Below are 16,242 nucleotides of genomic sequence, written 5' to 3'. Positions count from 1 at the left end.
AGTTTATGTTGCCACCCAAATTATAAAAGCCTTGCAATTTTTTTACTTACAAGGCTTTGTTGTGTTTAATTATAATGTAAAAAACATCGGAATACACCCGTCAATATAGTTGTAAGAATCCTTTTTCATAAACTCTGTAAATTCACAAAATCCATTTCTTTTGTAAAAGTTTACAGCCTCGGGTACTGAATACAATAAGATATAATCAAAAGAAATTGCTTCTTCGGAAATCTCAATCAATTTTTTCAAAACCTCACACAACATTAAATCGCTGAATTTAAAATCATCGTCATAAGATTTATGCTGATAGGTTTTATCTATTGCAAAATATTTTATTTCGGCTGCAGGATAAGTTATTGAATCATTTTCATAAGCTTTTTTCAGTCCTGATGCACAATAGGTACAATATCCGATTATCTGACCATTTGTTTCATTCAGAAAAACAAATGTAGTTCCCTCGTCGTTTTCTTTCATCTGTATAAGCTTTTTGTCAAGTTCTTCTAAACCACAAGAAAATTCCTCAATTAATTCAATGTTAATTGAGGAAATTCTCTTAAATTTATATTTAAACTTTTTTACTTCTTCAAATCCCACTCAACATCACCTTTGTTGTGCTTTTTCAACCTATCCTGAAGAAGATGTTTTCCGGAATGCTCTTTTGCTTTTTTATCGAAATTTTCAACCTTATCAACAGCAACTTCAAATGTTTTATCCATTGGTACTGCAAGAACAGCCATATTAGTTTCCTCCTTCGTATTATTAATAGCACACCACACCCTTTTCTTTAGCATACAAATATCTGTATGCAACAAAAAAGTATTTATACTATCTGCTTTAATTTTAAACTAATAAACATATCTTGTCAATGATATATTCACAAATAATCAAGAAAGACCATCCAAAACGGATGGTCCTTAAACAGCAACAACTATACAATTAAAAAATCACCGAAACGAAAAAAACAGCCCTCGTGGCTGTTTTTTGGTGCCGGTGACCGGACTTGAACCGGTACGGTCGCAATGACCGAGGGATTTTAAGTCCCTTGTGTCTGCCTATTCCACCACACCGGCAAATATATTTGGTGACCCGGACGAGAATCGAACTCGTGTTACCGCCGTGAAAGGGCGGTGTCTTAACCGCTTGACCACCGGGCCAAATATGGTAGCGGAAATAGGACTTGAACCTACGACACTTCGGGTATGAACCGAATGCTCTAGCCAGCTGAGCTATTCCGCCATGTAATACATGAGGATTTCTAACCGAAATCAGCAAGATTTATTATAGGGCAAAAAGGACGATTTGTCAACACTTTTTTTAAATTTTTTCAAAAAAGTTTTTATTATTTTAAGAATCCGCTTTTCGGGCAGAAAATACATTTTTCCGCCCGAAATCACGAAGTAAATTTTAACAGTTTGTCAATTATTCAAGAAAAGCCGCACCGATAATGCCTGCATCATTGCCAAGGCTAGCCTTGCAGATGACTGTCTGCTTATCGTTATGCTTTGTATATCTTTCCTTTTCAACAATCGTACGGAGCGGAGCAAGAAGATTCTCGCCCTGATTTGAAATACCGCCGCCGATACAAAGGATATCCGGCTGGAAAATATTAATAATATTCACAAGACCGCAAGCGAGATAACCGATATACTCGTCAATTACGGCTTTGGCATTTGCATCACCTGCAAGAACAGCATCAAACGCAGTCTTGCCTGTAACCTTGTTAATATCACCGTCACATGACTTGAGCATATAGCTGAAGTCGAAGTTCTCCTTGAGGATTTCCTGCTTTGTGAGGTTAATAAGACCTGTTGCAGACGCATACGCCTCCCAACAGCCCTTTCTGCCGCACGCACATTCCTTACCGTCTTTAACGATAACCATATGTCCAAGCTCAGCGCCTGCATAGTTAGAACCGCTGTAAATCTTGCCGTTAATAATGATACCGCCGCCGATACCTGTGCCGAGTGTTATTGCAATCGCATTTTTTGCACCCTTTGCACTGCCTGCAAGATACTCGCCGAGGGCAGCAGCGTTTGCATCGTTTTCAACGCAAATCTTTGTCTTGAGCCTTTCCTCCATCATCTTGACAACCTGCCAGTTATGGAAGAAAAGATTAGCCGAATACTCTATAACGCCTGTTTTCGGATTAACCGCACCCGGTACACCGATACCGATTGACTCAATATCATCAATTGTGAGTTTTGCTTTTTCAATTGCCTTTAATGCAACATCTGCCATACTGTCGCAGATTTCGCTTTCGGGACGGGGCACATTTGTTTTACAGCTTGCCTTTGCGATAATTTCGTAATTTTCGTCAACAACACCGGCTACAATGTTTGTTCCGCCCAGATCAATTCCGAGTCTGTACATAAACTGTCGGCACATCCTTTTCTTTTATTTTATGCAAATATTTATGATTTATCAATTATGAATGATAAGAGTAGTTAGGAGCTTCTTTTGTTATCTGAATATCATGCGGATGGCTTTCACGCAGACCTGCACCTGAAATCTGAACAAATCTTGCCTTTTCATGAAGATCCTTGATTGTTGCACAGCCTGTGTAACCCATACCTGCACGAAGTCCGCCGAGCATCTGATAAATTGTGTCTGAAAGAGGTCCCTTGTAAGGTACACGACCTTCAACACCTTCGGGAACAAACTTGTTGTTACTTGCCTGGAAGTATCTGTCTGCACTGCCTTTGCCCATTGCTCCGAGACTGCCCATGCCTCTGTAAACCTTAAACTGTCTGCCCTGATAGATTTCGTTGTCTCCGGGGCTTTCGGCACAACCTGCAACAAGTGAGCCGACCATTACAACACTGCCGCCTGCGGCAAGTGCCTTAACGATATCACCGCTGTACTTGATACCGCCGTCTGCGATTACAGGGATACCGTACTTTGACGCTTCACAAGCGGCATCATAGATAGCTGTAATCTGAGGAACACCGATACCTGCAACGATTCTTGTTGTACAGATAGAGCCCGGACCGATACCAACCTTAATAGCGTCTGCGCCGGCATCAATAAGAGCCTTTGCGGCTTCTGCCGTAGCAATGTTACCTGCGATAAGAGGAAGGTTCGGATATGCTTTCTTAACCTTTGCAACAGACTGAACAACATTTGAATTGTGACCGTGTGCTGAGTCAAGAACAACAACATCAACCTGTGACTCAACAAGAGCGGCAACTCTGTCAAGAACATCCTTTGTAGCACCGATAGCAGCACCGCAGATGAGTCTGCCCTTGTCATCACGGGCAGAGTTGGGATACTGAACGCTCTTTTCAATATCTTTAATTGTGATAAGTCCTTTAAGACTGCCGTCCTTGCCGACAATCGGGAGCTTTTCGATTCTGTGCTCACGGAGAATCTGCTGAGCCTGCTTAAGAGTTGTGCCGACAGGAGCGGTAACAAGGTTTTCGTGCGTCATAACAGCAGAAATCGGCTGTGCAAAATCGGAGCCTGTCATAAAACGCATATCACGGTTTGTAATAATACCGACAAGCTTGCCGTCACGGCAAATCGGAACACCTGAAATTTTGTACTTACCCATAAGTTCATCCGCATCTCTTACTGTGTTCTCGGGAGAAAGGAAGAACGGATTAACGATAACACCGTTTTCACTTCTCTTTACTCTGTCAACCTGATCTGCCTGCTTTTCAATTGACATATTTTTATGAATAATACCAACGCCGCCCTCACGAGCCATGGCAATTGCCATATCTGTTTCGGTAACGGTATCCATAGCGGCAGTCATAAGCGGAGTGTTAAGCTTGATGGTCTTGGTAAGATGAGTTGACACATCAACATTCTTGGGTTCAACATCTGATTCGCCCGGAATAAGGAGAACATCGTCGAATGTAAGGCCCTTCTTGCCAAATTTCTCGTCATAACTTGTATTCAGCATATTATTCCTCCATACTACAAAATTCGATTTTTATTGTTACCTATTATTATAACAAATCGACCTGTGATTATCAAGACAGAAAAAGTTTTTTTAAACAAAAAATTTGTAATTCATTTTTCTGTATTGACAATATGTTCCGTAAATTATAAAATAGTATTGTGTTGCCTGTTTTACTGAATATTTGCTTTATTTTGGTTACCGTGACAGGCTTATTATGTGATAACAGAGGTATAAAATGAACATAACAAAACAGATTTTTAAAAAAAGCGTTTTAGTCGGTACAATCGCTCTTTCGATTGCAGTATTTGCAGGATGTTCCGACTCGGCAAATTCTTCAACAGCTGATACCACAAAACCCACTGAAGCTCAGACAACCGTACAGACTACTGAAGGCACTGCAAAATCCGGTACGACGAATGAATCGTTTGACTTGAAATCATTGCATACCTGCAAAGAAAATGACGAAGATGACCTTGTAGGCACATGGCAGATAACCTCAGGCGAGGGTTCGCAGTATACAAGCTTTTACTATATGTTTAACGGCGAGGGCAAGTCTATACTCATCAGCGGAACTTCGGGATATTTCGGCAAATACAGCTACGATACCGATGATGACAACAATCCGACATTTACCACAAAGCTTGTGTTCGGACTGAACGGAACTTACACATACAAGCTTTCAGATGACAAAAAAACTGCCGAGCTGACAAATACGGATACAAAGGCGGTTTCAACGCTCAAGAAAACAGACGATCCCGACTTTATTCCCACCCCCGACAAAGACGCATCAATTGATGATAAGCTTGTAGGCTGTTGGAAATCAGAAAGCGGTGAGTATCTCTGCTTTGACAAGAGCGGAATTATGTATCAGAATCTTTTTGACTATATGTTTGCATATTCAAACTACACGGCAAGCGAAGGTAAAATTGTTTCAACATACACAACCTCCGACAAAAAAACAACAGATAAATACACATACTCTGTTGACGGCGACACTCTTACACTCAACAATGATACATACTCAAGAATTTCTTTCAGCGATTTAAAGTGATGAATCGCCGTTGATTCAATGTTGAAAACTTTTCGTATTTTCTTAACATCATAACAACAATCCCCGAACACAAAAATGTTCGGGGATTTCTAATTTTCAGAAAGTTATTAACATCTTATCCATACGGTCTTAAAAAGTCAAAAGGCGGAAGATTTCTGACAACTCCGAAAACGAGCAGTATTCCTATAAGCACAAATGTCAGAACCGTGTCGAATTTTTTCAGAGTAAGTCTGCCGTACCTTATGTAGCCGTAAAGCATTTTTCCAAGCAGATACAGAATAAACGGTGAGATTACAAACAAAACCTGATTGCACTCAAAAGCACCCTTAAAATCAAGCCTTACAATATGAGTCAACATTCCCGTAACACCGCAGCCGGGGCAATAAAGTCCCGTTATCTTTCGGAATACACACGGAATTGCAAAGCCGGTAAACGAAACAATTAAATAATATAAAACACCGGCTGCGACCAAAAAAATCGCAGCCGTTGAAAATTTTAATAATCTTTTTTTCATTGATTACTGTGGAGGAAGCATCTTGTTAAGCTCACTCTGCATAAGAGCATAAGAAACAATGCTAAGACCAAAAATTGAAAGTATAAGATAAAGTACCGAAGCACTTGAATCAACCATAATACCTCTCTGCATCTTTGCTTCATTGAGCTTTTCGCCCTGCTTGTAGCACCAGTAATAACCGTAAATACCGCAAGTTACAAGTGTAAGCAGAAATACGACTCCGCCTGATGTACCGTCCTGCTGATGACCGGAAACATAGTTTGTTTCGTCATTAAGCATGATAAGCCAGTAAATTCCGTAAATACCGCAAGTGATGATTGAAAGAAGAATTGCAATACCTACACTTCTCTGTTTCATAATAATTACCTCCGTTAACCTCTTTCAAGGGATTTTAGCAAGGTAAATTATACCATTAGCATGGTACAATGTCAATATAATTTTATAATTTTGTTTAGATATTTGCTATAGTTTGCTGATTTTTGTGAGAACACAGTATGTTGATTACTTGATAACCTCCATACCGCCCATGTAAGGACGAAGAGCCTCAGGAATCCTGATTGTGCCGTCTTCGTTAAGGTTGTTCTCAAGGAACGCAATGAGCATTCTCGGAGGTGCAACAACCGTGTTGTTAAGAGTATGTGCAAAGTATTTCTTGCCGTCCTCGCCTGTAACTCTGATTTTAAGGCGGCGAGCCTGTGCATCACCGAGATTTGAACATGAACCAACCTCAAAATATTTCTTCTGACGAGGTGACCAGGCTTCAACATCAAGTGAACGAACCTTGAGGTCAGCAAGGTCGCCCGAACAACATTCGAGTGTACGAACAGGAATATCCATTGAACGGAAAAGGTCTACTGTGTTCTGCCAAAGCTTGTCAAACCACATTTTGCTGTCCTCAGGCTTACAAACAACAATCATTTCCTGCTTTTCAAACTGATGAATTCTGTAAACGCCTCTCTCCTCAATGCCGTGAGCACCCTTTTCTTTTCTGAAGCAAGGCGAATAGCTTGTGAGAGTGTAAGGAAGATTTTCTTCCTTGTTGATTGTGTCAATGAACTTACCAATCATTGAATGTTCGCTTGTGCCGATAAGATAAAGGTCCTCGCCCTCAATCTTGTACATCATTGAATCCATCTCGGCAAAGCTCATAACGCCTGTTACAACATTACTTCTGATCATAAAAGGCGGTACACAGTATGTGAAGCCTCTGTTAATCATAAAATCACGGGCATATGCGATTACTGCACTGTGAAGTCTTGCAATATCGCCCATAAGATAATAGAAACCGTTACCCGCAACCTTTCTTGCAGAATCAAGGTCGATACCATTGAATTTTTCCATAATTTCTGTGTGATAAGGAATTTCAAAATCAGGTACAAACGGATCGCCGAATTTCTCAATTTCAACATTCTGACTGTCATCCTTACCAATCGGAACAGACGGATCAATAATATTAGGAATCTGCATCATGATTTCCGTTACCTTTGCAGAAAGGTCTGATTCCTGCTTTTCAAGCTCTGCAAGCTGTTGTGCCTGCTTTGTAACCTCTTCTTTAAGAGCCATACCCTCTTCTTTTTTGCCCTGAGCCATAAGAGAGCCAATCTGCTTTGAAATTTTGTTTCTGTTTGAACGGAGTTCATCAGCCTGTTTTTTAACGGCTCTGCTCTGCTCATCAAGCTCAATTACCTGATCAACAAGCGGAAGCTTGTAATCCTGAAACTTTTTTTTGATATTTTCTTTTACTGCGTCGGGATTTTCTCTTAAAAATTTAATATCTATCATTTTAAAATACCTCTTTATGTAATGTTATTTAAGTTTGTTTGAAAGCTCTGTCAGTTCTTCGTCCGAATAGAATTCAATCTGAAGAACACCGCCCTGCTTGCCCTTGCTCTTTGAAACGCTGATTTTTCGTCCAAGGCTTTCCGAAAGTGCAAGTTCAACCATGCTGTAGAACGAAGGCTTTTTCTCAGGCTTCTCTTCCTTCTGAACTGTCGGTTTTTTCTTGCAGATTTTTTCAACCTGTCTTACCGAAAGATCTTTTGCAACAATTTCATCTGCAAGCTCTGTCATAAGTTCTTCATTCTCAAGCGTAAGCAATGCTCTTGCATGACCTGCCGAGATTTTGCCGTCTTTGAGATATTCCATTATATTATCGGGAAGTTTAAGAAGTCTTAATGCATTTGCAACTGCGGGACGGGATTTTCCGACCGACTTTGCAACTTCTTCCTGTGAAAAACCATGTTCATCAATAAGAGCCTTGTAGCCGAGCGCCTCTTCAACAGGGCTTAAATCCTCACGCTGAAGATTTTCAATAAGAGCAATCTCCATTGTTTCGGTATCGGTAAGCTCCTTTATTATAACAGGAACTTCAGTAAGGCCTGCCATACGGCTTGCTCTGTACCTTCTCTCGCCTGCAACAATCTGATAACCGCCGAGTGTAAGCGGACGAACAAGCAACGGCTGTAAAAGTCCGTGCTGTGAAATACTCTCTGCAAGCTCCGACAAAGCCTGTTCGTCAAATTCTTTTCTCGGCTGAGTGCGGTTCGGTTCAATCTCCGAAATTTTAAGTGTTACTGTTCCGCCCTCTGTTTCGGAATCGTTCTCTATAAATATTGCGTTAAGGCCTTTTCCAAGACCACCGAGTTTTTTTGCCAAATCAGCCTCTCTCCTTTCCGACTATTTCCTCGGCAAGTGCCGTATATGCCTGACTGCCCTTACAGGATTTGTCGTAGTAGATAACAGGCATACCAAAGCTCGGTGCTTCGGAAAGTCTTACTCCCCTCGGAACAACTGTTTTGAAAACCTTTCGTGGGAAGAATTTTTTCACTTCATCTACTACCTGTTGTGTAAGATTAAGTCGTCCGTCATACATTGTTAGCAGAACGCCTTCAATTTCAATTGATTCGTTGTACTGTCTTTTTATTCTTCTTACCGTGTTAATAAGCTGTGACAATCCCTCAAGTGCATAATATTCGCATTGAATCGGCACAAGAAATGTGTCGGCAACCGTCAACGCATTTGCCGTGATAAGTCCGAGTGACGGAGGACAGTCGATGATTATGTAATCATAATACTGCTTTATCGGGAGCAAAGCATTCTTTAAAAGTGCCTCTCTGTGCGGTTTTTCTGCAATTTCAAGCTCTGCGGCAGCCAAATCAAGGCTTGACGGAAGAATATGCAGATTGTCATACGGGGTTGTAAGAACACATTGTTCGGCTTTTGCACCGTCAACAAGAATTGAGTATGTTGAAAACTTAACTTTGCTCTTATCAATGGCGACACCGCTTGTGGCATTTCCCTGTGGATCAGCGTCAACAAGCAATGTTTTCTTTCCCATTTTTCCCAGACAAGCCGCAAGATTAACGGAGGTTGTGGTTTTTCCCACACCTCCCTTTTGGTTTGATATTGCAATTATTTTTGCCAAAAAATCACCTTGTCTTTTGTTTTTATGATTTTTATATCTTTTACTTTAAAATTATATCATAATGCACACCATTTTTAAAGCTATTTTGAAGATTTTTTGGGATTTAATGCAACTTTTTTTCTTAATCAAAAGCAAATGTTTCACGTGAAACATTTGCTGTGTAACCAAAAAATAAAAACTATACAACGCAAAAAGCCGCACATTACTGTGCGACTCTTTGCAAGGGGTTTAGATAAGGAAATGGGTATGAGTGGAACGGATGCTTTCGCACCCTCTGAAAAGTGAATTAAGCAGTTTTTTCTGCATCAGGCTCTTGATGTCTTTTAGGAATCCGAATTGTGTATTCAATAAAATTGTCTGTGTCTTTTTTGTCTGATTGTGCGTCAATTCCTGCAAGACGCATCGTATCAATAGCCTTGTTGATTGTGTTAAGAAAAATTCGTAAGTCTTTTATCACCGCTTTGCTTGTACCTTTGGATTTTGTTGTTTTTGGTACTGAATTAATTAAAATGCCGACGAGTTCATCAGTCTGACTTGTGTTGAGATTCTCCGAAATTATTTTTGACAGAGCCTCATGTCTTAAAGCGTCATCTTCAATTCTTAAAAGAGCCCTTGCGTGTCTTTCGCTCAATCCTGCATTTACAATCCATTCCTGCTCCTCGTATGTAAGGCGAAGAAGTCTTAGCTTGTTTGCAATTGTTGATTGGCTTTTGCCCAGTCGGTTCGCTGCTTCCTCTTGGGTAAGACCGTAGCGCCTGATCAGCTTTGAAATCCCGCGAGCTTCCTCGAATATACCGAGGTCGCTTCGCTGGAGATTTTCAAGGAGAGCATAAATGGCTGACTCTTTTTCCGAACACTTTAAAACGATGCACGGCACCTTTCGTAATCCTGCCAAAACCGATGCCCTGAGGCGGCGCTCACCTGCCACAAGTTCATACTCCGCAGCCGAGATTTTTCTCACTGACAACGGTTGCAAGATACCGTTTTCGCTGATTGATGCGGAGAGAGCGGCAAGTTCGGTTTCGTCAAAGGTTTTGCGAGGTTGTGCTTTGTTCGGTCTGATTTTAATAATCGGAATCTCTAAAACTTTGTTATCGTTTTTGAGCATAAAATTCAACCGCATCGCCTCAATGTTCGTTAGCATCAGGGGTTGTCCCTGTGCTATTATAATAACATAGACACGGTGCGGTTGTTGTCGCTTTGTGAGCAACTTTTTTAAGAAGTTTTACCACAAAATGGTAATTTATCAAAAAAGCTGTCGATATTTATCACAACGGTTGTGACTTTATTTTGCCCGAAATTCTCGGGTATTGTTTTGGTGTAGGTTTTACCTTTTTGATTACAATGATTGTACGCTCGCCCTCGTCACACGGAAGATTAAACTTGTGAACCTTTTCAACCTTACCGCCGAGTAATTTCAAAGCATTTTCTGCTCCGTCAAGTTCTTCATCGGCATTCGGTCCTTTCATTGCTACAAACGAACCGCCTACCTTGACATACGGCAAGCAGTATTCACAGAGAACATTCAGCCTTGCAACTGCTCTTGAAACGGCAATATCAAACCTTTCACGATAAAGCTTATTTTTACCGCCCTCCTCTGCCCTGCTGTGAACAAGCTCTGAATCAAGTCCTGTATCTTTAAGAACTGTGTCGAGAAATGTAAGTCTTTTGTTAAGGCTGTCGAGAAGTGTCAGTTTAATGTCAGGTCTTGCAATTTTAAGCACAACACCCGGAAAACCGGCACCTGTTCCCACATCAATAATGCTTGCATTCTTCTTTACATCAACAAAGTTGTAAAGTGTAAGGCTGTCGGCAAAATGCTTGACCGCAACACCGTGTTCATCGGTTATTGCAGTAAGATTCATCTTTTCGTTCCACTCAACAAGCAATTTGAAGTAGATTTCAAGCCTTTGAAGCATTTCATCGTCAAGTTTGGTTTTAAAACCATCAGTAACGGTAGTAAGAGTATCTTTAATTGCCATTACTGCCTCCTGTTGTTCTGAGCAAGCCAGATAAGAAGTACGCTGATATCCGCAGGAGAAACGCCCGAAATTCTTGACGCCTGTCCTATATTGAGCGGTTTAATCTTATTAAGCTTTTCCCTTGCCTCAAGTCGAAGTCCTTCAATTTCATTGTAATCAAAGTCCTTTGGCAATTGCTTAACTTCAAGCTTTTTCATTTGTTCAACCTGTTTAAGCTGTTTTTGAATATAGCCCTCATACTTAATTTCAATTTCAACCTGTTCAAAGATATTCGGATCAAGCTCCGGTCTTGTTTTATCAATGTTCTTGAGTGCATCATATCCAAGCTGAGGCCGTTTCATAAGGTCAATAAGTCGCACACCCGAAGTAATTTCAGATGTTTCACGTGAAACAAGTATCTCATTTACTTCATCAGTAGGTGAAATCACCGTACTTTTAAGTCTATTAAGTTCTTCTTTTTTAAGCTCCTGCTTTTTAAGAAACTTTGCGTATCTTTCGTCGCTTATAAGACCAATTCTGTGACCGAGAGGAGTAAGTCTTTCGTCGGCATTATCCTGACGAAGTACAAGTCTGTACTCACTTCTTGAAGTCATCATTCTATACGGCTCATTTGCTCCCTTTGTAACAAGGTCATCAACAAGTGTGCCTATATAGCTTTCCGAACGGTCGAATATAACAGGCTCTCTGCCGAGAACCTTCATTGCGGCATTAATTCCTGCAACAAGTCCCTGAGACGCAGCCTCCTCATATCCCGAAGAACCGTTGAATTGACCGGCACCGAAAAGTCCTTCAAAATCTTTAAATTCAAGTGTAGGGTTCATTGCAAGAGGGTCAACACAATCATATTCAATTGCATAAGCAGGTCGCATAATAAGGCAATGTTCAAGACCTTTTATTGTGTGATAGAATTTAAGCTGAACTTCTTCCGGTAGTGAAGAGCTCATTCCCTGAAGATACATTTCCTCGGTATCAAGTCCGCACGGCTCAATAAAAAGCTGATGTCTTGGCTTATCCTTAAAACGCATAATCTTATCTTCAAAGCTTGGACAATAACGGGGACCAACACCCTCAATTTTGCCGGCATAAAGCGGAGAACGGTTGATATTTTCAAGAATAATCTGCTTTGTTTCGTCATTTGTCCAACTGACATGGCATTCAACCTTGTTTTCACCGAGATTCTCAGTTTCATAAGAGAACGGCTGGGGAGGTTCATCACCTTTTTGAACTTCAAGCTCAGAAAAATCAATTGAACTTTTCAGAACTCTTGCCGGAGTACCTGTCTTAAATCTTCTTAAAGGCAGACCGAGTTTTTTAAGGCTTGAACCGAGAAATGCGGCGGGAAAAATTCCGTCGGGACCGCTTTCATATGAAACCTCACCGACAAAAATTCTGCCGCCGAGATATGTACCCGTTGCAATAATAACGGTCTTGCACTTAAAAACGGCAAGCATTCTTGTAGTAAGATTATAACCGCCCTCCGTCTTTTCAATATCCGTAATTTCAGCCTGACGAAGGTCGAGATTTTTCTGTAATTCAATCTTATGTTTCATAACGGAAGAATATTTTCTTCTGTCAATCTGTGCTCTCAGCGAATGAACAGCCGGACCTTTTCCCCTGTTAAGCATTCTGGACTGCAAAAAACATTCATCGGCAGTCTTTCCCATTTCACCGCCGAGTGCGTCAATCTCACGGACGAGATGTCCTTTTGCTGTTCCTCCGATTGACGGATTGCAGGGACAGTTTCCGACCGCATCCATATTTATGGTAAATATTGCAGTTTTACAGCCAAGCCTTGCCGCCGCAAGAGCCGCCTCGATTCCGGCGTGACCTGCACCGACTACTGCAACATCATATTCACCTGCAAAATAATTCATAATATCACCTATTTTCCTACGCAGAAGTTGTGAAACACCCTATCCACAACCTCATCACTTGTTCTCTCACCCGTTAATTCAAGCAAGTGTGAAATTGCATCCTCAATTGAAACTGTTACTGCGTCAAATGTCATACCGCATTTAAGTGCGTTCATTGCCTCAACAACCGAATCAAGTGCATTTTTAACGGCAATTCGCTGTCTTTCATTTGAGAGAACGCCTTCACTCGGATTAAAGTTTTGAGTTCCTGCAATTTTTTCAACAGCCTTTGTTAATTCATCTCTGCCGTCACCACTGATTGCAGATATATATACTATATATTTTATATTTTTACTGATATATTCTATATCAAGCTTATTATCAAGATCAGTCTTGTTAATTACAGCAATTGAAGGCACAAGCTTTGCAGACTCAATGAGTGCATAATCGTCCTCGTCAAGTTCTCTGCTGTTATCAAAAACAGCAAGCAAAAGACCGCATTGCTCAAGTCTTTTTCTCGCTCTGTCAACACCGATTTTCTCAACCGTATCCTCAGTATCACGAAGTCCTGCCGTATCGCTGAGATTCAGAACAACATCACCCACAGTTACCGTATCTTCAACAATATCTCTCGTAGTTCCGGGAATATCGGTTACAATACTCTTTTCATATCCCGAAAGCAAATTCATAAGCGTGCTTTTTCCTACATTCGGTCTGCCGGCAATTACGGTATCAATGCCTTTTTTTATCGCCTGACCGCAGTCATAGCTGTCAAGTAAGGACTTAAAACACTTGATTGCATTGTCACAGGTTTCAATTACGGAATCAGCCGTAACCTCGGCAATATCCTCCTCGGGGTAATCTGCCCACGCAGAAAGGTGAGCCGCCATTGAGAGGAGGTCATTTTTTACACCGTCAATTTTCTTACGCAAAGCACCCTCTTTTACACAAAGAGCAGACCTTGCCGCCCCTCTGCTTTTAGCGCTTATAATATCAATTACAGCCTCTGCTTCGGTGAGGTCAATTTTGCCGTTTAGGAATGCTCGCTTTGTAAATTCTCCTGCCTGAGCCGGAACGGCGCCGGCATTGAGAACAGCACGCAGAACTCTTTTTGTAATGTAAAGTCCGCCGTGGCACGAAAGTTCAACAACATCTTCACCGGTATAGCTGTGAGGCGCCTTAAAAACAAGTGCAACCGCCTCGTCAATATCTTCACCGTCTTCTGAAATTTTTCCGAACGATGCCGTATAGCCTTTCATCTCAGTAACCTTTTTACCAGAAACGGAGTAGAAAATTTTGTCGGCAATCCGAAGTGCATCGTCACCCGAAATTCTAATAACGCCGATACCGCCCTCGCCCTGAGCGGTACTTATTGCGGCAACTGTATCGTAATTCATAAAATCACCAAGAAAAAAGGGCGGTTAAAAACCGCCCTGTAATTATTTGTCTATTCTTCCGTAAAGACCTGTTGCACCGCCCTCGTTAAGGGGCTTTCTGTCAGGGTTTGCGGGAGTGTTATGCTCGGAACGGTTTGCGCTGTATGGGCGTCTGCCGCCTCTGCCTCTGTTGTTATAACCGCCGTTTCTGCGAACGGGCTTTGCCTTTGGATCAGGACCGATAACAACATGGCGGTTTGCGTTTTCGCCTTCGCTCCATGAAATAGCACCGTTTACCTTCTGAACAGAAGTGTGAATAATTCTTCTCTCATAAGGATTCATTGGCTCAAGATTTGTCTTTCTGCCGGTTTTAACAGCTTTGAAAGCAAGCTTTCTACCGAGAATTTCAAGAGTCTTTTCTCTTTTTTCTCTGTAGTTTCCGGTATCAATAGTTACCTTAAAATAGCTGTTGTCAGAGTGGTTGGCAACAAGGCTTGTAAGATACTGAAGTGAGTCAAGTGTTTCACCTCTTCTGCCGATTACAAAACCGACATCCTCACCCGAAAGATTGAACTCGATACCGCCTTCAATTTCTTTCTTCTCTATCATAACGCTTTCAAGCTTCATGTTGTCGAGAACATCTCTCAAAAACTGTTCTGCTTTTTCTGCAGGAGTTTCTTTGAGAGTAACCCTAACCTTTGCAGGCTGACCTCCGAAAAGACCGAATTTTTTCTTTTCGGCTCTCTGGATAACCTCAAAATCAACCTCTGCATTTTCGTCAAGACCAAGCTGCTTTTTTGCATCGTTTAATGCGTCAACTTCGTTATCGCCAATGCCGATAGCTTCTTTAATCACAATATCACCTGATTTCAAACTTCTACTTCTTTTTCTTCTTTTTGGAATTTGTATTTTCTTCTGCACTCTCTGAAAGACCGTGCGGAACATAGTTATACTGAACAAGAGCCTCCTGCTCAAACATAAGAGCGGCGTGTCTTGCTTCGGATGTTGCTGTCATTTTCTGAGGGCTGAAAAGCTTGCCCACGATAACTGACTGAACAAGGCTTACGAGTGAAGATACAATCCAGTAAAATGCAACGGCTGACGGAACAATGTAGGCGATATATGCCGAGAAAAGCGGCATTGCATACATCATAACCTTCATACAGCCCTGCTGTTGCTGCATAGGATTGTTCTTTCCGTTGATTCTCATTGTGATAAACTGTGTAAGTACGTTTGATGCAAAACATATTACAGGGAAAAGAATCATCGGACTCCAAAGACCGTAGTCCTGCGGAATTGCGAAAAGGTTCATACCGAATGTATTAAATCCCTTTTCAAACATAGTGATTGTATTGAGCTGGTCGGCAGAAAAAATCTGCTGAATAGCGTCAATATTTTGGAAACAGCTGAAATCCTTCAAAAAATAAATTTCCTGATATGTGGCATTGGTTGCGCCCGACGCCGCAGTATATCCGGGAATTGTATTTACATAGTTAAGAGCTTCGGTTACCTTTGCGCTGTCGATATGAAGCGTGTTTGTAAGCGGATATGCAACAGCGTAGAATACTCCGAAAAGAACAAGGAACGGAACAATCATCGTAAGACAGCCGCCTGTCGGCTTTACGCCCTCTTTTTCATAGAGCTTATATATTTCTTCCTGTGCCTTTTGTCTGTTATTTTTATATTTTTCCTGAATTTCCTTTTGTTTTTTGGAAAGTCTTGCGGTACCTGCCATTGATTTTTGCTGTTTGATTGTAAAAGGAAACATACAAAGTCTTACAATAATTGTAAAGACGATAATTGACAGTCCGAAATCTTTAAGAAGATAGAAAGCTCCCCACAGCACATAGCCGAGCAAGCTTCCAAGAAAACCAAAGATCTGCATACGGTTACCTCACTTTAATTTCTTACTCTTTGGCTTTTTTTCCGGAACGGGATCATACCCGCCCTTTGAAAACGGATTGCAGCGCAGAATACGCCAAACGGTAAGCGCTGTGCCCTTGAGTGCACCAAACCTTTCAATTGCCTCAATACCGTATTGCGAACAAGTCGGAATGTATTTACAATGACTTGCCGTCAACGGAGAAACTGAGGTCCGGTAAAACCTGATAATTGCCAGAAGAATTCGTTTCATAAAA

General features: G+C 41.3%; 17 protein-coding genes and 3 tRNA genes. 1 reads left to right on the top strand and 19 read right to left on the bottom strand.

The window, feature by feature from the left end; genetic code table 11:
- Window positions 1-69 precede the first annotated feature (69 nt).
- The 7 genes from AC2HW8_RS03240 to guaB all read right to left on the bottom strand — a co-directional run bounded on the left by AC2HW8_RS03240 (window position 70) and on the right by guaB (window position 3,904).
- Window positions 70-594 carry a hypothetical protein gene (locus AC2HW8_RS03240; RefSeq protein ID WP_443706810.1) on the bottom strand — a complete coding sequence of 175 codons (525 nt, stop codon included), beginning with the start codon at window positions 592-594 and terminating at the stop codon, window positions 70-72.
- Window positions 576-737, bottom strand: coding sequence for a hypothetical protein (locus AC2HW8_RS03235; protein WP_021883900.1), 162 nt, complete (start codon window positions 735-737; stop codon window positions 576-578). The genes AC2HW8_RS03240 and AC2HW8_RS03235 overlap by 19 nt, the downstream gene beginning before the upstream one ends.
- A gap of 245 nt (window positions 738-982) precedes the next feature.
- Window positions 983-1,070: transfer RNA gene (locus AC2HW8_RS03230), tRNA-Leu, on the bottom strand.
- A 9-nt stretch (window positions 1,071-1,079) separates the two neighbouring features.
- A tRNA-Glu gene (locus tag AC2HW8_RS03225) sits at window positions 1,080-1,154 on the bottom strand.
- A gap of 5 nt (window positions 1,155-1,159) precedes the next feature.
- Window positions 1,160-1,236 (bottom strand) — tRNA-Met (locus AC2HW8_RS03220).
- A 183-nt stretch (window positions 1,237-1,419) separates the two neighbouring features.
- The gene (locus AC2HW8_RS03215; RefSeq protein ID WP_309372910.1) at window positions 1,420-2,370 is read right to left on the bottom strand and encodes an ROK family protein; all 951 of its coding nucleotides are present in this window, start codon (window positions 2,368-2,370) and stop codon (window positions 1,420-1,422) included.
- 55 nt (window positions 2,371-2,425) lie between these two features.
- The gene (gene guaB, locus AC2HW8_RS03210) at window positions 2,426-3,904 is read right to left on the bottom strand and encodes an IMP dehydrogenase (RefSeq protein WP_015523004.1); all 1,479 of its coding nucleotides are present in this window, start codon (window positions 3,902-3,904) and stop codon (window positions 2,426-2,428) included.
- A gap of 235 nt (window positions 3,905-4,139) precedes the next feature.
- Here guaB and AC2HW8_RS03205 point away from each other — a divergent pair, with 235 nt between their 5' ends.
- Window positions 4,140-4,955: a hypothetical protein gene (locus AC2HW8_RS03205; protein WP_117519556.1), complete on the top strand. Its 816-nt coding sequence runs from the start codon at window positions 4,140-4,142 to the stop codon at window positions 4,953-4,955.
- Between the two features lie 115 nt (window positions 4,956-5,070).
- Here AC2HW8_RS03205 and AC2HW8_RS03200 read toward each other — a convergent pair whose 3' ends face one another.
- The 12 genes from AC2HW8_RS03200 to yidD form a co-directional block, all read right to left on the bottom strand.
- Window positions 5,071-5,469: a DUF2752 domain-containing protein gene (locus AC2HW8_RS03200; protein ID WP_117519555.1), complete on the bottom strand. Its 399-nt coding sequence runs from the start codon at window positions 5,467-5,469 to the stop codon at window positions 5,071-5,073.
- Between the two features lie 3 nt (window positions 5,470-5,472).
- Window positions 5,473-5,826 carry a DUF4234 domain-containing protein gene (locus AC2HW8_RS03195; protein ID WP_021883896.1) on the bottom strand — a complete coding sequence of 118 codons (354 nt, stop codon included), beginning with the start codon at window positions 5,824-5,826 and terminating at the stop codon, window positions 5,473-5,475.
- Window positions 5,827-5,970: 144 nt separating this feature from the next.
- Entirely contained in the window at window positions 5,971-7,251 is a 1,281-nt protein-coding gene (gene serS, locus AC2HW8_RS03190) for a serine--tRNA ligase (RefSeq protein ID WP_021883895.1), read from the bottom strand.
- A gap of 24 nt (window positions 7,252-7,275) precedes the next feature.
- On the bottom strand, window positions 7,276-8,124 hold the full coding sequence (locus tag AC2HW8_RS03185; protein WP_021883894.1) for a ParB/RepB/Spo0J family partition protein: 849 nt from the start codon (window positions 8,122-8,124) through the stop codon (window positions 7,276-7,278).
- 1 nt (window position 8,125) lies between these two features.
- A complete protein-coding gene (locus AC2HW8_RS03180; RefSeq protein WP_046432327.1) occupies window positions 8,126-8,893 on the bottom strand; it encodes a ParA family protein in 768 nt (255 codons plus the stop codon).
- A gap of 286 nt (window positions 8,894-9,179) precedes the next feature.
- Window positions 9,180-10,037 (bottom strand): ParB/RepB/Spo0J family partition protein, encoded by an 858-nt coding sequence (locus tag AC2HW8_RS03175; protein WP_021883892.1) that lies wholly within the window; start codon window positions 10,035-10,037, stop codon window positions 9,180-9,182.
- Between the two features lie 124 nt (window positions 10,038-10,161).
- Entirely contained in the window at window positions 10,162-10,875 is a 714-nt protein-coding gene (rsmG, locus tag AC2HW8_RS03170; RefSeq protein WP_484327140.1) for a 16S rRNA (guanine(527)-N(7))-methyltransferase RsmG, read from the bottom strand.
- Window positions 10,875-12,749 (bottom strand): tRNA uridine-5-carboxymethylaminomethyl(34) synthesis enzyme MnmG, encoded by a 1,875-nt coding sequence (gene mnmG, locus AC2HW8_RS03165; protein ID WP_484327139.1) that lies wholly within the window; start codon window positions 12,747-12,749, stop codon window positions 10,875-10,877. The genes rsmG and mnmG overlap by 1 nt, the downstream gene beginning before the upstream one ends.
- 8 nt (window positions 12,750-12,757) lie before the next feature.
- Entirely contained in the window at window positions 12,758-14,125 is a 1,368-nt protein-coding gene (mnmE, locus tag AC2HW8_RS03160; RefSeq protein ID WP_306527958.1) for a tRNA uridine-5-carboxymethylaminomethyl(34) synthesis GTPase MnmE, read from the bottom strand.
- 42 nt (window positions 14,126-14,167) lie between these two features.
- Entirely contained in the window at window positions 14,168-14,977 is an 810-nt protein-coding gene (gene jag, locus AC2HW8_RS03155) for an RNA-binding cell elongation regulator Jag/EloR (protein ID WP_242998691.1), read from the bottom strand.
- A 4-nt stretch (window positions 14,978-14,981) separates the two neighbouring features.
- Window positions 14,982-15,989 (bottom strand): YidC/Oxa1 family membrane protein insertase, encoded by a 1,008-nt coding sequence (locus AC2HW8_RS03150; RefSeq protein WP_484327138.1) that lies wholly within the window; start codon window positions 15,987-15,989, stop codon window positions 14,982-14,984.
- Window positions 15,990-15,998: 9 nt separating this feature from the next.
- Window positions 15,999-16,238: a membrane protein insertion efficiency factor YidD gene (gene yidD, locus AC2HW8_RS03145; RefSeq protein WP_015523012.1), complete on the bottom strand. Its 240-nt coding sequence runs from the start codon at window positions 16,236-16,238 to the stop codon at window positions 15,999-16,001.
- Window positions 16,239-16,242: the final 4 nt, after the last annotated feature.

Source organism: Ruminococcoides sp., from assembly GCF_057037865.1.
Note: the sequence above shows the minus strand (reverse complement) of the source record. Positions and strands in the feature narration are given on the sequence as shown.